The sequence below is a fragment of the Microcoleus sp. N9_A1 genome, from assembly GCF_036701795.1.
Taxonomy (GTDB): domain Bacteria; phylum Cyanobacteriota; class Cyanobacteriia; order Cyanobacteriales; family Microcoleaceae; genus Microcoleus.
The window spans coordinates 1-16,858 of sequence record NZ_JAUBRI010000071.1; the positions used below are offsets into that span (position 1 = coordinate 1).

The window sequence follows — 16,858 nt, forward strand, 5'->3', positions numbered from 1 at the left end:
GACAGTTGACAGTTACATAGTACGAGCATCAAACCGTTTATGCTAAAGGGTCATAGGATCTATTCATGACATTATTTATGTCCTAACCTATGTGGCGGTTGCTATATCTCGGAAGAAACTGGGTTTCTGGGAATTTTGCAAAGTCTAAGAAACCGGGTTTCTGGGAAAATCTCGGTTGGGTGACGACAGATCTCGGAAGAAACCCGGTTTCTGGGAATTTTGCAGTTTTAATTAATTTTTTGCCGCAGAGGAATCTCGATCGCAAATTCGGAACCTTCTCCCAATACAGAATTGCAACAAAGCTTGCCGCCGTGTTTTTCTACTACAATAGAGTGCGAAATCGCCAATCCTAAGCCAGTTCCTTTGCCAATAGGTTTAGTAGTGAAAAACGGGTCAAACAAGCGCTTTTGCACATCTTCGCTCATCCCGGGGCCACTGTCAGCTATCCATATCGCAACGCTGTTATTGTCGGTTACTTGGGTGCGAATCGTAATTGCGAGATTTTTGGCCGTGCGATCGGATTTCTTCATTTCCATTTCCAATGCGTCGAGCGCATTGCTTAACAAATTCATAAATACTTGATTTAACTGACCGGGATAACATTCCACTAAAGGCAAATTACCGTATTCTTTAATCACATTAATTGTCGGGTGATCGGCTTTATGTTTCAGGCGGTTTTGCAAAATCAGCAGCGTGCTTTCAATGCCTTCGTGAATGTCAACTTGTTTCTTTTCGGCTTCGTCAAGTCTTGAAAAAGTCCGCAGGCTCAAAACTATGTCGCGGATGCGATCGGCTCCGACTTTCATAGATGCTAAAATTTTCGGTAAATCTTCAATAAGATAATCAATTTCAAAGTCTTCCCTTGCATCTACAATTCTTGCGCTAGGCTGCGGGTATTCTTTCTGGTAAAGTCGCAGCATTTTTAGCAAGTTTTGAGTGTATTCGCTGGTGTAGCTGAGATTGCCATAGATAAAATTAACCGGGTTGTTAATTTCGTGGGCGACACCTGCTACTAACTGTCCCAAACTAGACATTTTTTCACTTTGAATTAATTGAGTTTGGGTACGTTGGAGTTCGCGCAAAGTTTCTTCTAGCTGTTGAGTTTGAGCTTGAGCTAGTCGGGCCGCTTTGCGGGTTTGGGTGTACAGTTCGGCGTGGTCGATCGCGATCGCAATTTGAGCGACCACCGCTTGCATCAGTTCGACTTCAGAGTCGCTCCAATTTCGCACGGACATAGCCTGATAGCAGGTAATCACCCCAATATCGCCGGCAGCAGTGTGAATTGGCAGCGACAGCACGGATTGAAATTTTGAAGCCTGGAAAAGTTCGCGCAATTCTACATCTTCAAAAGTGCTGACATTCTCAATTCGCAGAATTTCTCGCCGCAAAATCTGTCGCACTGCCAGACTAGATTTGTGGTCTACAGGATAAGTGCCGAGTATACTCGGCAAATCTGCATTCTTCGCTTCGTAAGTTACGTCCCAAACGGGAGGATTGCTGTTGGGGCGATACCAAGTGAAGATGCACCAATCTAGGTGCATCAGATTGCGAATTTCTTGAACTGCTGTTTCTACAATTGTGTCTAAATCTAAAGAAGTGCGGATTTGGTTCGCAATTTGATTGAGCAGTAGTTCTCGCTGAGCTTGTTGTCTGAGCGCTTGTTCGGATCGCACTAAAATTTCTTCTGCAAGTTTGCGATCGGTTAAATCTTGAATAACTGCTTGGATAATTTTTTCATTTCCAACCTCGATGATTGTCAGCACGACTTCTGCGGGAAAATCAGTACCGTCTAAGCGCTGGTGAACCCAATCAAAACGGTGCTTGCCCCGCTCAAAGGCGAGATCCATCATTTCGTCAGTCAAGCTCAAAGAATCTCTGCCGTTGGGTTGGAAAGGAGGCGACAGTTTGCCTGGGTTTTTGCCGTACAACTCTTGCGGGGTAGTGCAGCCAAATAGTTTTAGGGTGGCTGTGTTGGCATCGCAGATGTCATTGTCATATAACATCAAAACAGGCAAACTGGTTAATTCGTAGAGCGATCGAAATTTGGCTTCCGACTGCTGCAATGCGGCTTCTGTTTGCTTGCGATCGGTAATGTCGGCAACCATTGCCAAAGCGCCCACATAGCGTCCCTGTTTGTCGGTCAAGGAATTAGTAGAAACCATCGCCCACAAGTCGCTGCCGTCTCGGCGAAGGAACTTAAAATCGTGCTGTTCGTTAATTCCTTGACGGCGGCGGTCGAGATTGATTTGTGCGATCGCGATGCCTTCTGCATCCATGAAAGCAAAGAGCGACTCCCCGCTCATTTCCTCTGGGGTGCAGCCGAGCATATCGGCCATTTTTTGGTTGACAAAAGTAGTTTTACCCTCCGCATCTATGATCCAAATTCCTTCGTCGGCTGTCTCGACAATGCACCTGTATTTTTCCTCGCTTTCCTTGAGGGCTTCTTCTGCTAATTGTCGAGCCGTAATGTTTTGAGTCATTAGCAATCCGCCGATAATTTCTTGCCGTTCGTTTCTGACTGGCAAAGCATAACCGAGGTAAACGCGATCGCTGTAAAAAAATTCTGTAACAACTGTTTCTCCTGCCAGTGCCGCCCGATAAGTTGGCTCGATGTCAGCGCAAACATCTGGCTCGAATACTTCCCAGATTGTCTTGCCTTCCATCAATTCTTTGGAAAGCCCCACTGCTGCTAATTCTATACCTTCTACCAGCGTGTAGCGCAGTTCTGGATCGAACAACATCACCGCGCCGTTAGGAAAGTTGCTTGCCATCGTGCGGTAAAGCTGTTCGCTTTTTTGCAGTGCACCTTCTGCAAGTTTGCGATCGCTAATATCAATTACAACTGCACCGATGCCGATCGCCTCGCCATCGTTGTCGAGCAGGGGAAAATAAGAGCCTGTCCGGTGTCGGATCAACCCCGGCTGTCTTGGATTGTCGCCACTCATCTCGATGTTAATTAGGGGTTGTTTCGTCCTCAAAATCTGTTCGTATAAAGGCTCTATCATTGGAGCGATGTTCGGCAATATTTCGCGTACAGTCTTGCCGATGTGCTCTGTTGGACTCAGGCAATTAATTTCTGCTAGAAATTGATTAATTTGCACGTACCGCAGTTGGGAGTCCAAAATGCAAAGCCCCGCCGGCGCCTCCTTAAAAAAGGCATCAAATAGTGCTTGTCTCTGTGCTAATTCTTGTTCTAAAGCTTTGCGAACGCTGATATCTGTTAAATAGCAAATCATCCCGACAATTTCTCCCGTGTTGTCTTTCAATAGCGAAAGCATCAGGTGCGAGGAAATTTTTTCTCCAGATTTACGGCGTGTGATAACTTCAATTTCATGCTCGCCTTTTTTGTGTAGCGGTTTTATGACTTGCTCTAACAAAAACTCGTGCTGTTCTGGCGGGTAAATTAGAGAAATGTGCTGTCCGATAGCCTCAGTTTCTTGATAGCCGTATAACTTTTGGGAGGCTTGATTCCAAATGCCGATCGAGCCGTCCATATCTGTAGAAATCACCGACTCGTGAATTTGGTCGATAATTTGGCTTTGGAGACGCAATTTTTCTTGAGCCTGTTGCAGTTCGGCAATTTTTTCTTGGAGTAGTTCCTTCGTTTTTGCCAGTTCGGCAGTCTGCTTTGCGAGCAATTTTTCTAAATGTGAAGAATTGCAGTGCGACGGCGCTGATTCCAGCGACTCGATATTTTCAGGCCCAGGGTTAAAAATTTCTTCAGCACTCAGCCAAATCGCGCACTCTCCCTCTGTTTCAATTGCCCGTTCCGAAACTCGCACCGGTACGAGATGGTTGTTTTTATGTTTGTATGCTGCTTCGCACGGGCCCGTGCAGCTATTTTTTGCTTGACATTCTAGATATTTTTCTCTCGCAGCGCACTGTGTTTGCTGAATTTCCCAGTAGTTGAGGTGGAGAGTTTCTGCAACTGTGCGGCCGATAATACTTGCAAAAGCTGGATTTACGTCGAGAAAAGTCCCGTCTGTCCGGCACAATGCCAGCCCGATCGGGCTGAGTTCTAACAATTTGCAGTTGCAGCGATCGCGCTTGGCTTTTCCTAACTGGCTTTGCATCTGAACATAGCTGGGCTTGTGATATTTAATTATATCTTTATTATCTTGTTTATTGCTGTGATTTTTCTCACTCCGTAAGGAAGAAGGAAGTTATTCCTTCTTCCTTCTTCCGTCAATTAATCGCGGGCAATACCTTCGGATCGGGCGGCCAACTGCACTGCACCGGCGACAGCAATGGCAACTCTTTCGTCAAAAACTGATGGTATAATGTGTTCTTTGTCAAGCTGGGAAGGACTGACTAAAGAGGCGATCGCATAAGCTGCTTCCAAATACATAGTGGGCGTAATCGTGGCGGCTTTGCAGTCCAAAGCACCTCGAAATATCCCCGGAAATGCCAAAACATTGTTAATTTGATTCGGGTAGTCGCTGCGTCCGGTTGCTATGATCGCCGCATCTTCCATAATTAATTCTGGCTGAATTTCGGGAATGGGATTTGCCATTGCAAAAACAATGGGATTTTCGGCCATCAAACGCACCATTGAGCGGGTGAGCACTCCGGGCGCGCTGACGCCTAAAAATACATCGGCACCGGCGATCGCATCTTCCAAAGTACCGCTCGAAGGCACGGCAAATTCTAGTTTTTCTGGGTTCATATCCGTGCGGTCTTCGGAGAGGACGCCTTTGGAGTCGCACATGATGATGTTTTCGGCACCTGCTTTACGCAGCAAGCGGGCGATCGCGACTCCGGCCGCACCGGCTCCGTTAATCACGATACACACTTCTTCTATTGTTTTTTTGACGATTTTCAAGGCATTAATTAATGCTGCCAAACTAACAATCGCCGTGCCGTGCTGGTCGTCGTGAAAAATAGGAATATCTAAGGTTTCCCGCAATCGTGCTTCGATTTCAAAGCAGCGGGGAGAAGAAATGTCTTCGAGGTTAACGCCGCCAAAAACCGGGGCGATATTCTGCACTGTGCGAATAATTTCCTCGGTATCTTGGGTGTTCAAACAGATAGGAAAGGCGTCAATACCAGCAAATTCTTTAAATAGCATGGCTTTGCCTTCCATGACTGGCAGTGCGGCGGCAGGGCCGAGGTTTCCCAGTCCCAAAACTGCGCTGCCGTCGGTAACAATGGCAACAGTGTTTTGTTTGATTGTGAGGTTGTAAACTTGTTGGGGGTCATTGGCGATCGCAGTGCAGATGCGGCCGACTCCAGGGGTGTATGCCATTGCCAAATCTGACTGGCGTTTGAGGGAAATTTTGCTAACTACGCTGATTTTTCCGCCGCGGTGCAAGTTGAAAGTGCGATCGTACACGTCGATCACTTTGATATCTGGCAGTCCTTTCACTGCTTGCACTATTTCTTCGTTGTGTTCAATGCTGTAAGCATCGACGGTGATATCGCGAATGGTAGTGGCACGGGTTTGCTCGATCAAGTCGATTTGGCCGAAGTTGCCGCCGACAGATGCGATCGCGCTGGTGACTCTTGCCAGCATTCCCGGCTTGTTGGGCAGAGCAACGCGAATTGTTAAACTAAAGCTGGGGTTCGGTGTCAGTTTGACCATGATGCCTTGATTTCAGATTTAAGAATTTCAATCTTAGATTTTATCCCCAATGTTAGGCATAAAATTTAATAATTCAAATTTTTAACTGAAATTTTTAACAAATTCTATGAGCCTGTGGTACGATCGCTCTGCACTGCCAGGGGTGTCGCTGGAAAACTGATCTTTTTTTGAGTAAAGCTTTGCTCTGTTTCTAGCTTGTGACTTTCCCACAAGCAGCCTATTTTTTGTCAATTTCCCAGCGAACCGCGAATATGAAGCGCGGGGGTAGAAACCGGGTTTCTGAGGTCAACCTGCGGAACTCTTATCTATTTTTGATAATATTTCTGCTTATTCTGAACATCAGCAGATAGTTCGCAAAAATCTATTTTCCAGCGATACGGCCTAATTTCTGCTGCTGTCTTTTGAAGCGAGACACCCAGGAGAGTTGATGCGGCTTTTTGGTGACCTTTATTGGGAATGTAAAAAGTAGATGCACGGCTGTTTGAGCCGGCAGGTAAAAATCTGAGCGACTGACAAGCGGGCTTTTGATATATATTTTGTCTGGTTTAACACTTGCCAAGGATTGCGAGTGCAACCTTGCAAACGCTCTAATTACCTGCACGCTTTGCCCGATAATTCCAGGGACTGTAACTAACAGACAATCTATCCCGCGCCACCACGGGAACAGCTTGGGCCGAACCCTGTTGAGTTGCTGGTTGCTAACTGTCAATTTTACCGATCGGCCGCAGCATCGGCCCATATAATTGTAAAGAATTTGCAAGCCAGACAATCGGCGGGAACTTTTTCTAAGTCTTGCAGATCGACCGGTTGCTCTGCTTCGCTACCGGGGGGAACTATGCACAGGGCAACTTGTCCGACTCCAGCCATGAGTTCGGCAACTCGCTCCAAAATACTGTCCATTTTTTCCATTAGTTGCTCTGCTGCATCCAGACTCGGCGCGATGATGAAAAAGGTTTTGACTCCATCGGGACAAGGGGCAAAGCCGAGGGTACATTCTCGTAATAGTGCTTGGGTGGAGAGACTGAAACCGTCGTAGAAGCGATCGATTACTGCTTGATAAAAGGCTTGGGTCAGAGAGCGATCGCCAAAAACAGGTTGAGATAACATAACTACTTCCTTTCGTAGGATTTTTGGGTGCATTGAAAAAATTTTAACATACCTTAATGTAAGCGATTTAACAAAATGATCTAGCGATCGAGATCATTGACTAGATGTGATAATTTTTAATTTGTGTAGCGATCGCAACTGTGATAAAATGTAGTCTGTGCTATCACGGCCAGTAATTTTGATCGCATCAGCAGCTCAAAGCTAAGTACAAAATTTCCTAGTAGGTGAGGAGAGGAGGAGAGGGGGAGAGGGACAGAGGAAGAGAACCAGAGGGAAATTACCTAAGTAGTAAGAGTATTATTGGCAAAAAGTGCTTAATCTAGAGTTTAAAATAAACATCCAATCAAAATATTAAAGATGAACTCGATCGCCCAACAGTTAAAAACCAGATTTGAAAAAGCCTTCACCTCCGCATTCGGCGAGAGTTATGCGGGTACAGATCCGATGCTAGCCCCTGCGGGAAATCCCAAGTTTGGGGACTTTCAGTGCAATGCAGCTATGAGTTTGGGCAAAAAGTTAGGCAAGCCCCCACGGGCGATCGCCTCTGCTATTATTGAAAATCTAGACATCGCCGACATCTGCGAAACCCCAGAAATCGCCGGGCCCGGTTTTATCAATTTGAAGCTGAAACCGGCTTATTTGGAAGCGCAAATAAGTGAGATCGCCGCCGACACCCGTTTGGGGATTGAACCGGTGAAAACGCCTCAGAGAGTGGCGATCGACTTTTCGAGCCCGAATATCGCCAAAGAAATGCACGTCGGACATTTGCGATCGACAATCATCGGAGATGCGATCGCCCGCACCCTCGAATTTCAAGGCCACGACGTACTCAGAATCAACCACATCGGCGACTGGGGCACCCAATTCGGAATGCTGATCGCATACTTGCGCGAAGTTCACCCCGAAGCATTAACAACCGCTGACGCTCTAGATTTAGGCGATTTAGTCGCATTTTACCGCCAAGCAAAACAGCGCTTTGACACAGACGAAACCTTCAAAGAAACCGCCCGCCAAGAAGTAGTAAAACTGCAAGCAGGCGCCGAAGACACCCGCCGCGCTTGGAAATTGCTGTGCGATCAATCGCGCCGCGAATTTCAAGTAATCTACGATTTGCTCGATATCAAATTAACCGAACGCGGCGAATCGTTTTACAATCCATTATTGCCCGCAGTAGTCGAAGATTTAACCAACTTAGGTTTGCTAGTAGAAAGTGACGGCGCGAAATGCGTTTTTGTAGACGGTTTCACCAATAAAGAAGGCGAACCACTGCCGCTAATCGTGCAGAAAACCGACGGCGGCTACAATTACGCCACAACAGATTTAGCAGCAGTGCGCTACCGCATCCAAAAAGACAATGCAAAGCGCTTAATTTATGTCACCGATTCGGGACAAGCAAACCATTTTGCCCAAGTATTTGCAGTAGCCAGAAAAGCCAATTGGATTCCGGAAGATGTCGAAATTGTCCACATTCCCTTCGGTTTAGTATTGGGAGAAGACGGCAAAAAACTCAAAACTCGTTCTGGGGAAACGGTGCGGTTGCAGGATTTGTTAGATGAGGCGATCGTCCGCACACGCCAAGATTTAGAAGAGAGATTAAAAGTCGAAGAAAGACAAGAAACTGAGGAATTCATTGCTAACGTATCTCGAACAGTTGGTTTGAGTGCCGTTAAGTATGCCGATTTAAGTCAAAATCGCGCCAGCAACTATATTTTTAGTTACGACAAAATGCTCGCATTGCAAGGAAATACCGCTCCTTATATGCTGTATGCTTATGTGCGCGTGCAGGGAATTCGCCGCAAAGGTGAGATTGATTTCGAGAATTTAGATGCTGGTGCGAAAGTAATTTTGCAATCAGATGCCGAGTTGGTATTGGCAAAGCATTTATTGCAGTTGAATGAAGTTGTGAATGCTGTAGGCGGCGATTTGTTGCCGAATCGCATTTGTCAGTATTTGTTTGAATTGAGTCAAAAGTTCAATCAATTTTTTGAGCAATGTCCGGTTTTGAAAGCTGAGGAACCGTTGCGGACTTCGCGGTTGATTTTGTGCGATTTGACGGCGAGGACTTTGAAATTGGGTTTGGAGTTGTTGGGGATTAAGGTGTTAGAAAGGATGTAAGTTTTTAACTCTTGTGAAACAGGCAAGATTCCAGGCGATGTAGGGGCGGGTTCGCTAACAATAATTGCCTGAAACCAACCATCTCGAAAACCCGCCCCGGCCTGATTACTAGAAAAAACTTTCATAATCATCGTGGTTTCCAATCCAAAACCATGTCACGGTATCTCCTTGTAAAATCCCCACTGCTCGATAGCCGCGCGTGATTCTCGCAGACCAGATATTTTCTTCCTGGTTGATGCACTTGAAGTGCAAAGATCGATGAAAGGGATTTTCCAGCCATAAACGATAAGCTTTTCTAGCTTGCTCTTTTACTCTACTGTCAAGAGAATTGTATTTTTCCCAAAAGGAAGGAAGGGTGGCAGATTTCATAACTCATTGAGTCTCATTTCCTGTGCCTTTCCTTCAGCAATTTCTTGTTTTGCGCGTTGGGCAGCAGCCACAAGTTGCGGTTGCGTTTTCTTGAAAGATTCGTCCCATTGAAGCTCATCTTTTAATTCTGCGATATACTCTTTCAAGTATTCTGCTACTTGCTGCTGTAAAGTTTCTGGCAGAGACTGCATCATCTCGATCGCTGCATCAATGCCTTCCCACAGTTCAGAAAGCGGTACAGTCTCTCCTGTCATTGCTTCGTGCCATCCTTGACGAAAACAGTCTTCGGCTGACTTCAGCGGTTCCTCATCAGCAAGAACGATGATGCGAACTCTGCGATCGGCAAATTTGGCTGATTGGGCGAGAATTTCTTCCCACGTTCCCTCTAGTTCTAGTAGTTGTGTTGTCATTTTTTTCATGGAATTGTGACTAAGTTTATTTTAGCGTGTGAAAAAGTGCGCTCTAGTACAATGACAGTAGCTTAAGGAATTATGGAGAAGAATTTATAATTACTTTAATACCTTTTTCCAGTCTCTGAATTTCTGTCCATTGCGAATCAATCCAGGCTCTTTCAGCCTGACGTTGTGCAGGTGTTTCTTGCTGATATCTATCTTGCTTTTCGAGAAATTCATTGTAAAATCTCAGGGCTTTAACTAAAGCTCTACTTCCATGGTATAATCTGTCATCAAAGATTGAATTAATGAAATTATCAATCGCGCTTGAAACCTGCTTTTTAAATTTTACAACCTCTTCCCAAAAAAGATCGCCTAAACGGTATTTGGATAAATTATCCAGAGCCGAAATAACTTCAGACCTCAGTGATTTGGTGTTCTCAGGCAAGTAAACTGTCGGCTGCTCAAATTTATTTGCTATGTCGCTAAAAGTTAAATTCATCTGATGCTTCAACACATCTTTTGTCTGCTTATCTAAATTTTGGAAATACTGGGTAAGCACTTTTAAGTTGATCGTGCTAAGGTCTTGATAAACTAGACCTAGGCTGCGCTTAATAATTTGATCTATTTCCATACAAACAAGATTCATAACGATGGGAATATCTTTAATAAAATCATCCTTTTCTTTCCAGCCAATTCCTTTTTTTTGTTTATTGGCTGTATCAATAAACCACTTCTGTTTTACACGGACATCAAATATTTTATCCCAATAATCTTGAGATTGATCAATCGCCGAATTTTGACATCGCTGCCCTAGTTCATTAATTCTGACATGACAGCCGCTCAGTTCCCCAAGCTGTTGCCATATTTCCTGTTTTGAAGCTTGGATAATCCCAAGTTTACAAGTCCAAACGTCTTCAGCGTGATCGATATCGTTTCGGCATTTTTGCACAACTTTCTCAAGTCTGGTGGCTGATTCCCTCAATTCATCAAACCCAGGCTGGACAGACTTAATTACGGTTGTAGCAGATTTCTTAATTTCTAAGGATTTATCATCATCCGCCGCGACGAGAGCCGAATATTGGGCGATGTTCTGAAATGCTTTCATGAATTCGTTCATCTAAGTAATTCCACTGTAGACTGACAGATTTAACCATAATCATATAATATATTATAATGTGTAAGATTAATCGCTATTCAGGTAAAAAAATATGGTTTTTGTGTTTCCTCCTCACATACAGGCTGGTATCATCTCCGGCACTTATGAAGTCGTGAAGAATAGTGCAGGAGTATTATTGGGAATAGCTAGAGACAGGGCAACAGGTCACTTTGTAGGTGCCGCAATTGGGATGGTTGCCGAGCCGTTGTTAGCTATTCCAGATTTTGTATTAGGTGTAGGGCAAATGGTTCAAACAGATATGGGTTTTAAAGAAACTTACAAAAGACTAGATGTGATTCAGTATGGCTTAAAATCTCTTTCGGCTAATGTGGGCATTCTGTCAGCATCTACTGCCGTCATTGGTGTCGGCGTGGTGGCCATAGCTGCACTGTCAGCCGTTAACCTTCATCAAACCTTGAAAATGAGGGAAGATATTAAGGAATTGAAGCTAACAGTTACACATGGCTTTATTGATATAGCGGCACTGCTGAAAGACGAGAAAGCAGAAGTTATTGCGGAAATCAAACTGTTAGCTGAAAGCATTAATTTTGAGCAACATTGTTTAATCTTAAGTCGAGCTTATCAGAAATTTGCTCAAGCACAGAGACTAATTCAAAATGCTTTATTAATGGAAGATAAACATACCCGAAATTCTACCTTAACAAGCGCACAAAACATTTTAGCCAATGCTTTAGCTGACTATAATAATCCTGACTTATTTAAGGCCACTTGTGCAGTTGGCTATCTTCGTAGAGTTGAATGTGCTTGGGCAATTGAGCAGACAATTTCATTAACTTATCAATTGCTGAACGAGCCTGCGTCTGTAAGTAATTCCCTTTCCCACCTCCAAGAAAGAATACGCCAAGACATTCTCACCGTTATTGAGCGCTGCACAAAAGATGAAATTGATTTTATATTTCCAGAAATCACACGAATTTACAATCAGGATCTAGCAGTTTTAAACTCTTGGCAAAATCAGGTAGATTGGATGCTAAGTTTATCGGCTGATGAGCGTAAACAATTGGCTAGTTTAAATATGGAAACGACACCAGTTTTAAATACTAATCAAGAAGTTGCTATAGTGGCAGAACCAGAAGAAATTGCGCTCTACGAAAACTTGCAGCAAAAATCCCACTTCAAATCACTACGCGATCAATTGCGATTTTTGATAAAACCTAGCTTGCGTCAACAACATGAATCTTATATCAGTCAGAAAGCAACTACCTCTGGCTATAAAGCTTTAGCCCCCTCAAATTGGCAAGAAGTCAATGATTTAACTGTTGCTAATCTTTACTGGTATTTTCAAGGAATGGAGTAGCCGAAATTAGGAGACGGCAGTGCCGTGTCCCTACAATATTTTGGGTAGGGACACGGCATTGCCGTCTCCTCTATATCATTGCGGTTTAACCGGAATTGATATTACTCTTCATTTCAAATAAGGCGTTTTGTTAAAAATCAAGCTCTCCAGAAGACCTTTAAACATTGTTACGACAATTTGGCGATCGTTATCTCTCACAAAAATATCGTAATTGGGACTTGAGTTAATTTCAATCAACCAATATACTCCGTTTTTATCTAGCGCAATGTCAAGCCCCGCATAATTAATCGCCATTTCATCAAAAACAGGTTTAACAAAATCTTCAATCTCCGACATGAGAGCGGGATTAATTATATGTTTGGCTTTTGCACCTTCCCAGTGCAGCGGGCTTAAATTCCCCGCAAATTCAGCCTGATATTTGTCTTTTTCGTACAGCAAAACTAGCTTTTCTTTGCAGAATACAGCCCGATATTCGTGAGCAACTTCGATGTATTCTTGAGCTAGCGCCACATAGTCATAATCTTTGCTGTTGACGTTAAATATAATTTCTAGGGCTGCTTTAATTTGCTCTATAGTTTCACACAAAAAAACATTGTTGCCACCAGCACCGCGATTTCTTTTGAGAATCACCGGGAAAGCAAATTTTTTGTTTACTTCTAAAACAATTGATTCAATATCTGGGAAAGTTAAATATTTTTTATACTTCTCCTCGCAGTGAGGCGAGACAAAACCGAGAGTTCTGGGAGTATTTATCTTGCCGTTTAAGATTTGATAGGTATATTCTTTGTCTTTAAAAATCTCTGCTGCTGACGCGCTGTTAAATGGCGTCATGTAATTGACAAAATAATATTCTTCCCCGCCGTGTTTGATTCTAATCAAGTTTTGGGTAGGATGCAGGATTTCGCAAGGGATATTTAATTCCTCACAAGCTGCCAGCAGGATTTCAATATTCGTTAGCATAATTTGAACAGGATAAATTTTTAGGACTTACGCGCCCTGACCTCAGAAACCCGGTTTCTTAAAACTCGTAGAAACCCGGTTTCTAGCCACCATGCGTAAGCCTTGATTTTTTTCATTCATACTGTACCACAGGAGGAAGCAATGAGACTAAAAGGGCGATCGCTCTTTGCAGAACAACCCTATACCCCTCATGCTGCTACTGCTTCATCCGAGGCAGTCTCCTCTGGCAAAACATACAAATCTACATCAATTGCCGCATTCAATTGATGTACTTTTTCAACAATATATTTATCAAAATGAATCGCTGGGATGCTGCCACTTCTGTAATAAATGACGCAAGAAATCTCGACTTTACAATGCTTACACAACTCTACCAAAGATAGCCATCCCGGTTGAAGTTGTTCCATCACAGATTTAATGTGAGATTCTAAGTCGTCCGACTTGCTAAGTTGAGAATCTACTCTCCAGCCATTGTACTTTTTGCGGATAGTAGCCTTTGAGTGAATTAAATCGCCAATTTTCCAAGTTTTACTTGGTTTTATGCCGACTTTTTCTGTTACCTCTTCTGGAGATAAGTCAGTTCCAATTAAGGCAAAATAAGCGTAAATCTCTGATTCCATCCTCAAACTCCTGTTTAATATGATTAGAAATCATTAATGTTTATATCTGTTGGTTCGCACGGACTCATACCGCCTTTAGGTTTGACATATATGTTTCCATCTCTGTCTTTGTAAAGGTCTTTTTTAGAGGCATTTTCTTCGTTTTTGATTTCGTGTATGTCAATTTCTCCTGTTTTCAATCTCTCAATCTCCTGCTTGGTAAGCAGCTTGTCTTGTCTCCAGTTTCGCTCTTCTGCACTATTCCCTGATATTATTTCCGCTATTCCTTACACCAAAAAAAGCTGAGGTTTGAACATTTCTCTCAAACCTCAAATTGAATCAAATTTTATCCAAACAACCGCTGCTGCCCGTTTGCCGCATCTTTCCCGGCATAAATCTCGCGCGTTCCCTTGGGAATGTAAATCCAATCGAATTCTTGCAAGCGGTTTGTCAAGTTGGAAATACTGACTCCCAATTCATCTCTCATTTTATATAAGTGCGACCATTTTGTTAAATCGCGTCCCTGTCTTTTATCTTCCAAAACAACTCGGGGCATTAACAAACAGCTTGCAAAATATTGGGCTTGCCATTCGATCGACGCAATTTTGGTATTGGCGATCGCACCCCGACAAACAAACGGTTCTTCGACATCAGACGCTGTTTTTTCTCGATCGCCCAAATTGAGTTCCAACTGTTCCACAGTACCGTCTGCTTCGTCTTGATTGACGTGCAGTACCCAGTGGCCGATTTCGTGGGCGATCGTCGATTCGATGAACCCCGGCGGTTTTTCGAGAATCAATTCGTTGATTTCGATTAACCGCTGCTGGGGTAAAATCCTGGCGGCGATCGCACCTTCTTCATCCGGCTCAATGTAGTCCCAAACTACGCCCAAATCCAGAAAATCAGCAACCGTCGTCGCTTCAAAAGGCCATTTCGGAGCAAACTTTTGCGTTTTCTGCATCTGCATCAGGATGTCATTTGCCAAACGCTCGATCGATTCTTTGGGATAGAAGCAATACGGTTTAAAAATACTCACTATCAGGGGCCTCTCTTACGCTTCAAAAGATTGTTTGAGCCAATCTGGATTTTCTTGCATCCGGCGGAAAAGAGCCTGCATTTCCTTCGGATTCTGCTTCAGCAGCGCTTCGTACTGCTGAGGCAGTCTCCCCGCCAAAAAAATCAATTCCTCTTCGTTGATATCGAGATTCCGCGCCAATGCTCGAATTACGTCCTCTTTTGGCGCATAATCGGCGCGATCGTTCTCCAACTTCGACAAATAAGTAAAATCTACACTTAGCATACCTGCTAGCTCACGTTGTGAGTAAGCTTTGTCCTTGCGAGCTTGACGGATCAGTCTTCCAAATGTTTGTTCCACGGTTTTTTGCCTCCTGACAAGCATTCTAGCCTGTTTTGATGAAAAGTTCAACAAAATACTTGACGGGAAAATCAACATACGTTACTATAAATTTAGTTGACGGTTTAGTCAACTCTTTTGACCGCACTGCTGTGGTAAAAAGTGGAAATAATCTAAAAAACACGCTATATATAGCGCTGCAAACTTGAGAGGAGCGATCGCCACCCGGATCTAAACCCTTGTACGCAGCCAATAAGGAGGAACAGATAGCAAATGCTGAGAACCTGGACAGACACGCATTACAAGCTCGAAGACGATGACTGGCTATACATCGCCACCCACGAAGAACAAAGCTCAGCCTCACTGGTTTGTCCGGGCTACGCGCGGGATGGCGAAGGCTTTAGCATCCACTTCACCCCAGCCCACCTAGAAACCTTAGAGCATTTGCTCACCGCCCTGCGGATTATCAAAGCTCAACAAGAGGCGATGCTTGAGTATACCTATCCCGAACCAAAAGCTACAACACATCTTATTCGGTAATCGAAAGGGTAGAGGGGGAGATGGGGAGATGGGGAGATGGGGAGAGGGGGAGATGGGGAGAGGGGGAGATGGGGAGAATTAGCCAATTCCCAATTACCAATTACCAATTCCCAATTACCAATTACCAATTCCCAATTACCAATTACCGATTCCCAATTACCAATTACCAATTGTCTGTAAATCAATAAATAACCAAGGAAAAACAACAATGACTACTACAAAAGAAAGACCTACATTTTCAGTATTTGGAGCCAAACCAAGCAATGCTTTGCTAGTACCAGAAATCCCGATCGCCGTTCGCAACAATTGCCAAAGCGGCCAATGGGCGATCGGCGATACAGATTACGGTTCCAAGTGTTCGATCACCATCCTCAAATTTGCCAAATTTTTCGGTTCCCTCGGTCAAACTTCCCACACACTTTGGGGTCAACTTTGGTTCGTCGCAGAAACAGGCGAACTCCCCCAAGGAGTTGTCATGGTGACATACATCAAAAACCGCAGCTTGAACGACTTTAACCGTTTAGTCGCATCAGTTCAATCGCGCGGCGTAGAGCCTGCAACCGGAATATTTGTTCCCGAATTCGTCAAACATTCCGGTCAAAAGCCAGACGACAGCGGAGTAGTAAAACCAATCAATTACTACAGTTTAAAATGGTCGTGGATCGAGCGAAAAGACTGGGCAGTTATCGATCAAGCAGCAGCAGTTTTGTCCGATACCAGCAATCAATCGCGGATGATTGACTTAGAAGGAACCAGGGCTATGATCTGTTTAGATAACCTACCAGCAGCACAAGTTGCGTCCTTGATGGCCGCTCACGTTAGCGGTGAAAGCGATGCGATTGCTTTGAATTCTAACGGCGGTATGTCGCTACCGTCAGCGGAAGATAGAGCAACTGCTGACTTGTTCTAATTGTGTAGAAAAGGCGCGATTAAATCGCGCCTTTTCCGTAACTGTGACCAGGAAGAGTAAAATGAAAAAAGTCACTAAAATCAAAGCCAAACCAAACCTGCAAGAAAGCCGTTTGAGAGAGAATTTCGAGATCCTCGATCGCATTCGGGATGATACAGTCAACGACATCGAAAGTCTTACCGAAGACTTCCAGCACATGACTGTAGTTGCCGAATCTATCCGGCGGAATTACCGAGCTTTGCTTTCGGAAAATCAACTGCTAAAAAACACGCTTCTAAGTATAGTTGAGGAGTGCGAATGCTGGCAAAGCAATCGGTGCGATCGCTGTCAAAAAATCCTCAAATCTCTAGACAGCAATAATCCCGACTTTCCACCGAATGCAGCCAAAGAATACCGAGCTATTCTCAGCCAACTGCGGAACTTAGAATAGCTCAAAACGTCTCACAAACCAACC

At 44.1% G+C, this 16,858-nt stretch carries 16 protein-coding genes; 5 read left to right on the top strand and 11 right to left on the bottom strand.

Annotated elements, in window-relative coordinates; translation table 11 throughout:
- Positions 1-227: 227 nt before the first annotated feature.
- The 3 genes from QUA58_RS25235 to QUA58_RS25245 form a co-directional block, all read right to left on the bottom strand.
- Complete coding sequence (locus QUA58_RS25235; protein ID WP_333396642.1) at positions 228-4,073, bottom strand: PAS domain S-box protein; 3,846 nt, start codon at positions 4,071-4,073, stop codon at positions 228-230.
- A 116-nt stretch (positions 4,074-4,189) separates the two neighbouring features.
- The gene (locus QUA58_RS25240) at positions 4,190-5,581 is read right to left on the bottom strand and encodes a malic enzyme-like NAD(P)-binding protein (protein ID WP_333396645.1); all 1,392 of its coding nucleotides are present in this window, start codon (positions 5,579-5,581) and stop codon (positions 4,190-4,192) included.
- A 711-nt stretch (positions 5,582-6,292) separates the two neighbouring features.
- Positions 6,293-6,688 (bottom strand): hypothetical protein, encoded by a 396-nt coding sequence (locus tag QUA58_RS25245; RefSeq protein WP_333251782.1) that lies wholly within the window; start codon positions 6,686-6,688, stop codon positions 6,293-6,295.
- A 357-nt stretch (positions 6,689-7,045) separates the two neighbouring features.
- Here QUA58_RS25245 and argS point away from each other — a divergent pair, with 357 nt between their 5' ends.
- Positions 7,046-8,803: an arginine--tRNA ligase gene (gene argS / locus QUA58_RS25250; protein ID WP_333396647.1), complete on the top strand. Its 1,758-nt coding sequence runs from the start codon at positions 7,046-7,048 to the stop codon at positions 8,801-8,803.
- 108 nt (positions 8,804-8,911) lie between these two features.
- Here the strand turns inward: argS and QUA58_RS25255 are convergent, their stop codons facing one another.
- The 3 genes from QUA58_RS25255 to QUA58_RS25265 form a co-directional block, all read right to left on the bottom strand.
- Complete coding sequence (locus QUA58_RS25255; protein ID WP_333396650.1) at positions 8,912-9,172, bottom strand: ParE family toxin-like protein; 261 nt, start codon at positions 9,170-9,172, stop codon at positions 8,912-8,914.
- Positions 9,169-9,582: a hypothetical protein gene (locus tag QUA58_RS25260; RefSeq protein WP_333396653.1), complete on the bottom strand. Its 414-nt coding sequence runs from the start codon at positions 9,580-9,582 to the stop codon at positions 9,169-9,171. The genes QUA58_RS25255 and QUA58_RS25260 overlap by 4 nt, the downstream gene beginning before the upstream one ends.
- Before the next feature lie 79 nt (positions 9,583-9,661).
- Positions 9,662-10,684, bottom strand: a complete 1,023-nt coding sequence (locus tag QUA58_RS25265; protein WP_333396656.1) for a hypothetical protein — start codon at positions 10,682-10,684, stop codon at positions 9,662-9,664.
- A 91-nt stretch (positions 10,685-10,775) separates the two neighbouring features.
- Here QUA58_RS25265 and QUA58_RS25270 point away from each other — a divergent pair, with 91 nt between their 5' ends.
- Complete coding sequence (locus QUA58_RS25270) at positions 10,776-12,041, top strand: hypothetical protein (protein WP_333251787.1); 1,266 nt, start codon at positions 10,776-10,778, stop codon at positions 12,039-12,041.
- Positions 12,042-12,149: 108 nt separating this feature from the next.
- Here QUA58_RS25270 and QUA58_RS25275 read toward each other — a convergent pair whose 3' ends face one another.
- From QUA58_RS25275 to QUA58_RS25295, 5 genes are all read right to left on the bottom strand, one after another.
- Positions 12,150-13,001 (bottom strand): YheC/YheD family protein, encoded by an 852-nt coding sequence (locus QUA58_RS25275; protein ID WP_333251788.1) that lies wholly within the window; start codon positions 12,999-13,001, stop codon positions 12,150-12,152.
- Between the two features lie 188 nt (positions 13,002-13,189).
- Positions 13,190-13,621 carry a DUF4279 domain-containing protein gene (locus QUA58_RS25280; RefSeq protein ID WP_333251789.1) on the bottom strand — a complete coding sequence of 144 codons (432 nt, stop codon included), beginning with the start codon at positions 13,619-13,621 and terminating at the stop codon, positions 13,190-13,192.
- A gap of 23 nt (positions 13,622-13,644) precedes the next feature.
- Positions 13,645-13,884, bottom strand: a complete 240-nt coding sequence (locus QUA58_RS25285; RefSeq protein ID WP_333251840.1) for a polymorphic toxin type 33 domain-containing protein — start codon at positions 13,882-13,884, stop codon at positions 13,645-13,647.
- A gap of 62 nt (positions 13,885-13,946) precedes the next feature.
- Positions 13,947-14,636, bottom strand: coding sequence for an ImmA/IrrE family metallo-endopeptidase (locus QUA58_RS25290; RefSeq protein ID WP_333251790.1), 690 nt, complete (start codon positions 14,634-14,636; stop codon positions 13,947-13,949).
- Positions 14,637-14,651: 15 nt separating this feature from the next.
- A complete protein-coding gene (locus tag QUA58_RS25295) occupies positions 14,652-14,975 on the bottom strand; it encodes a helix-turn-helix domain-containing protein (RefSeq protein WP_293262723.1) in 324 nt (107 codons plus the stop codon).
- Between the two features lie 252 nt (positions 14,976-15,227).
- Between QUA58_RS25295 and QUA58_RS25300 the strand changes: the two genes are divergently transcribed.
- From QUA58_RS25300 to QUA58_RS25310, 3 genes are all read left to right on the top strand, one after another.
- Positions 15,228-15,494 (top strand): hypothetical protein, encoded by a 267-nt coding sequence (locus QUA58_RS25300; protein ID WP_332966511.1) that lies wholly within the window; start codon positions 15,228-15,230, stop codon positions 15,492-15,494.
- A 208-nt stretch (positions 15,495-15,702) separates the two neighbouring features.
- Complete coding sequence (locus QUA58_RS25305) at positions 15,703-16,404, top strand: hypothetical protein (RefSeq protein WP_333396658.1); 702 nt, start codon at positions 15,703-15,705, stop codon at positions 16,402-16,404.
- Positions 16,405-16,465: 61 nt separating this feature from the next.
- Positions 16,466-16,834 carry a hypothetical protein gene (locus tag QUA58_RS25310; protein WP_333396660.1) on the top strand — a complete coding sequence of 123 codons (369 nt, stop codon included), beginning with the start codon at positions 16,466-16,468 and terminating at the stop codon, positions 16,832-16,834.
- Positions 16,835-16,858: the final 24 nt, after the last annotated feature.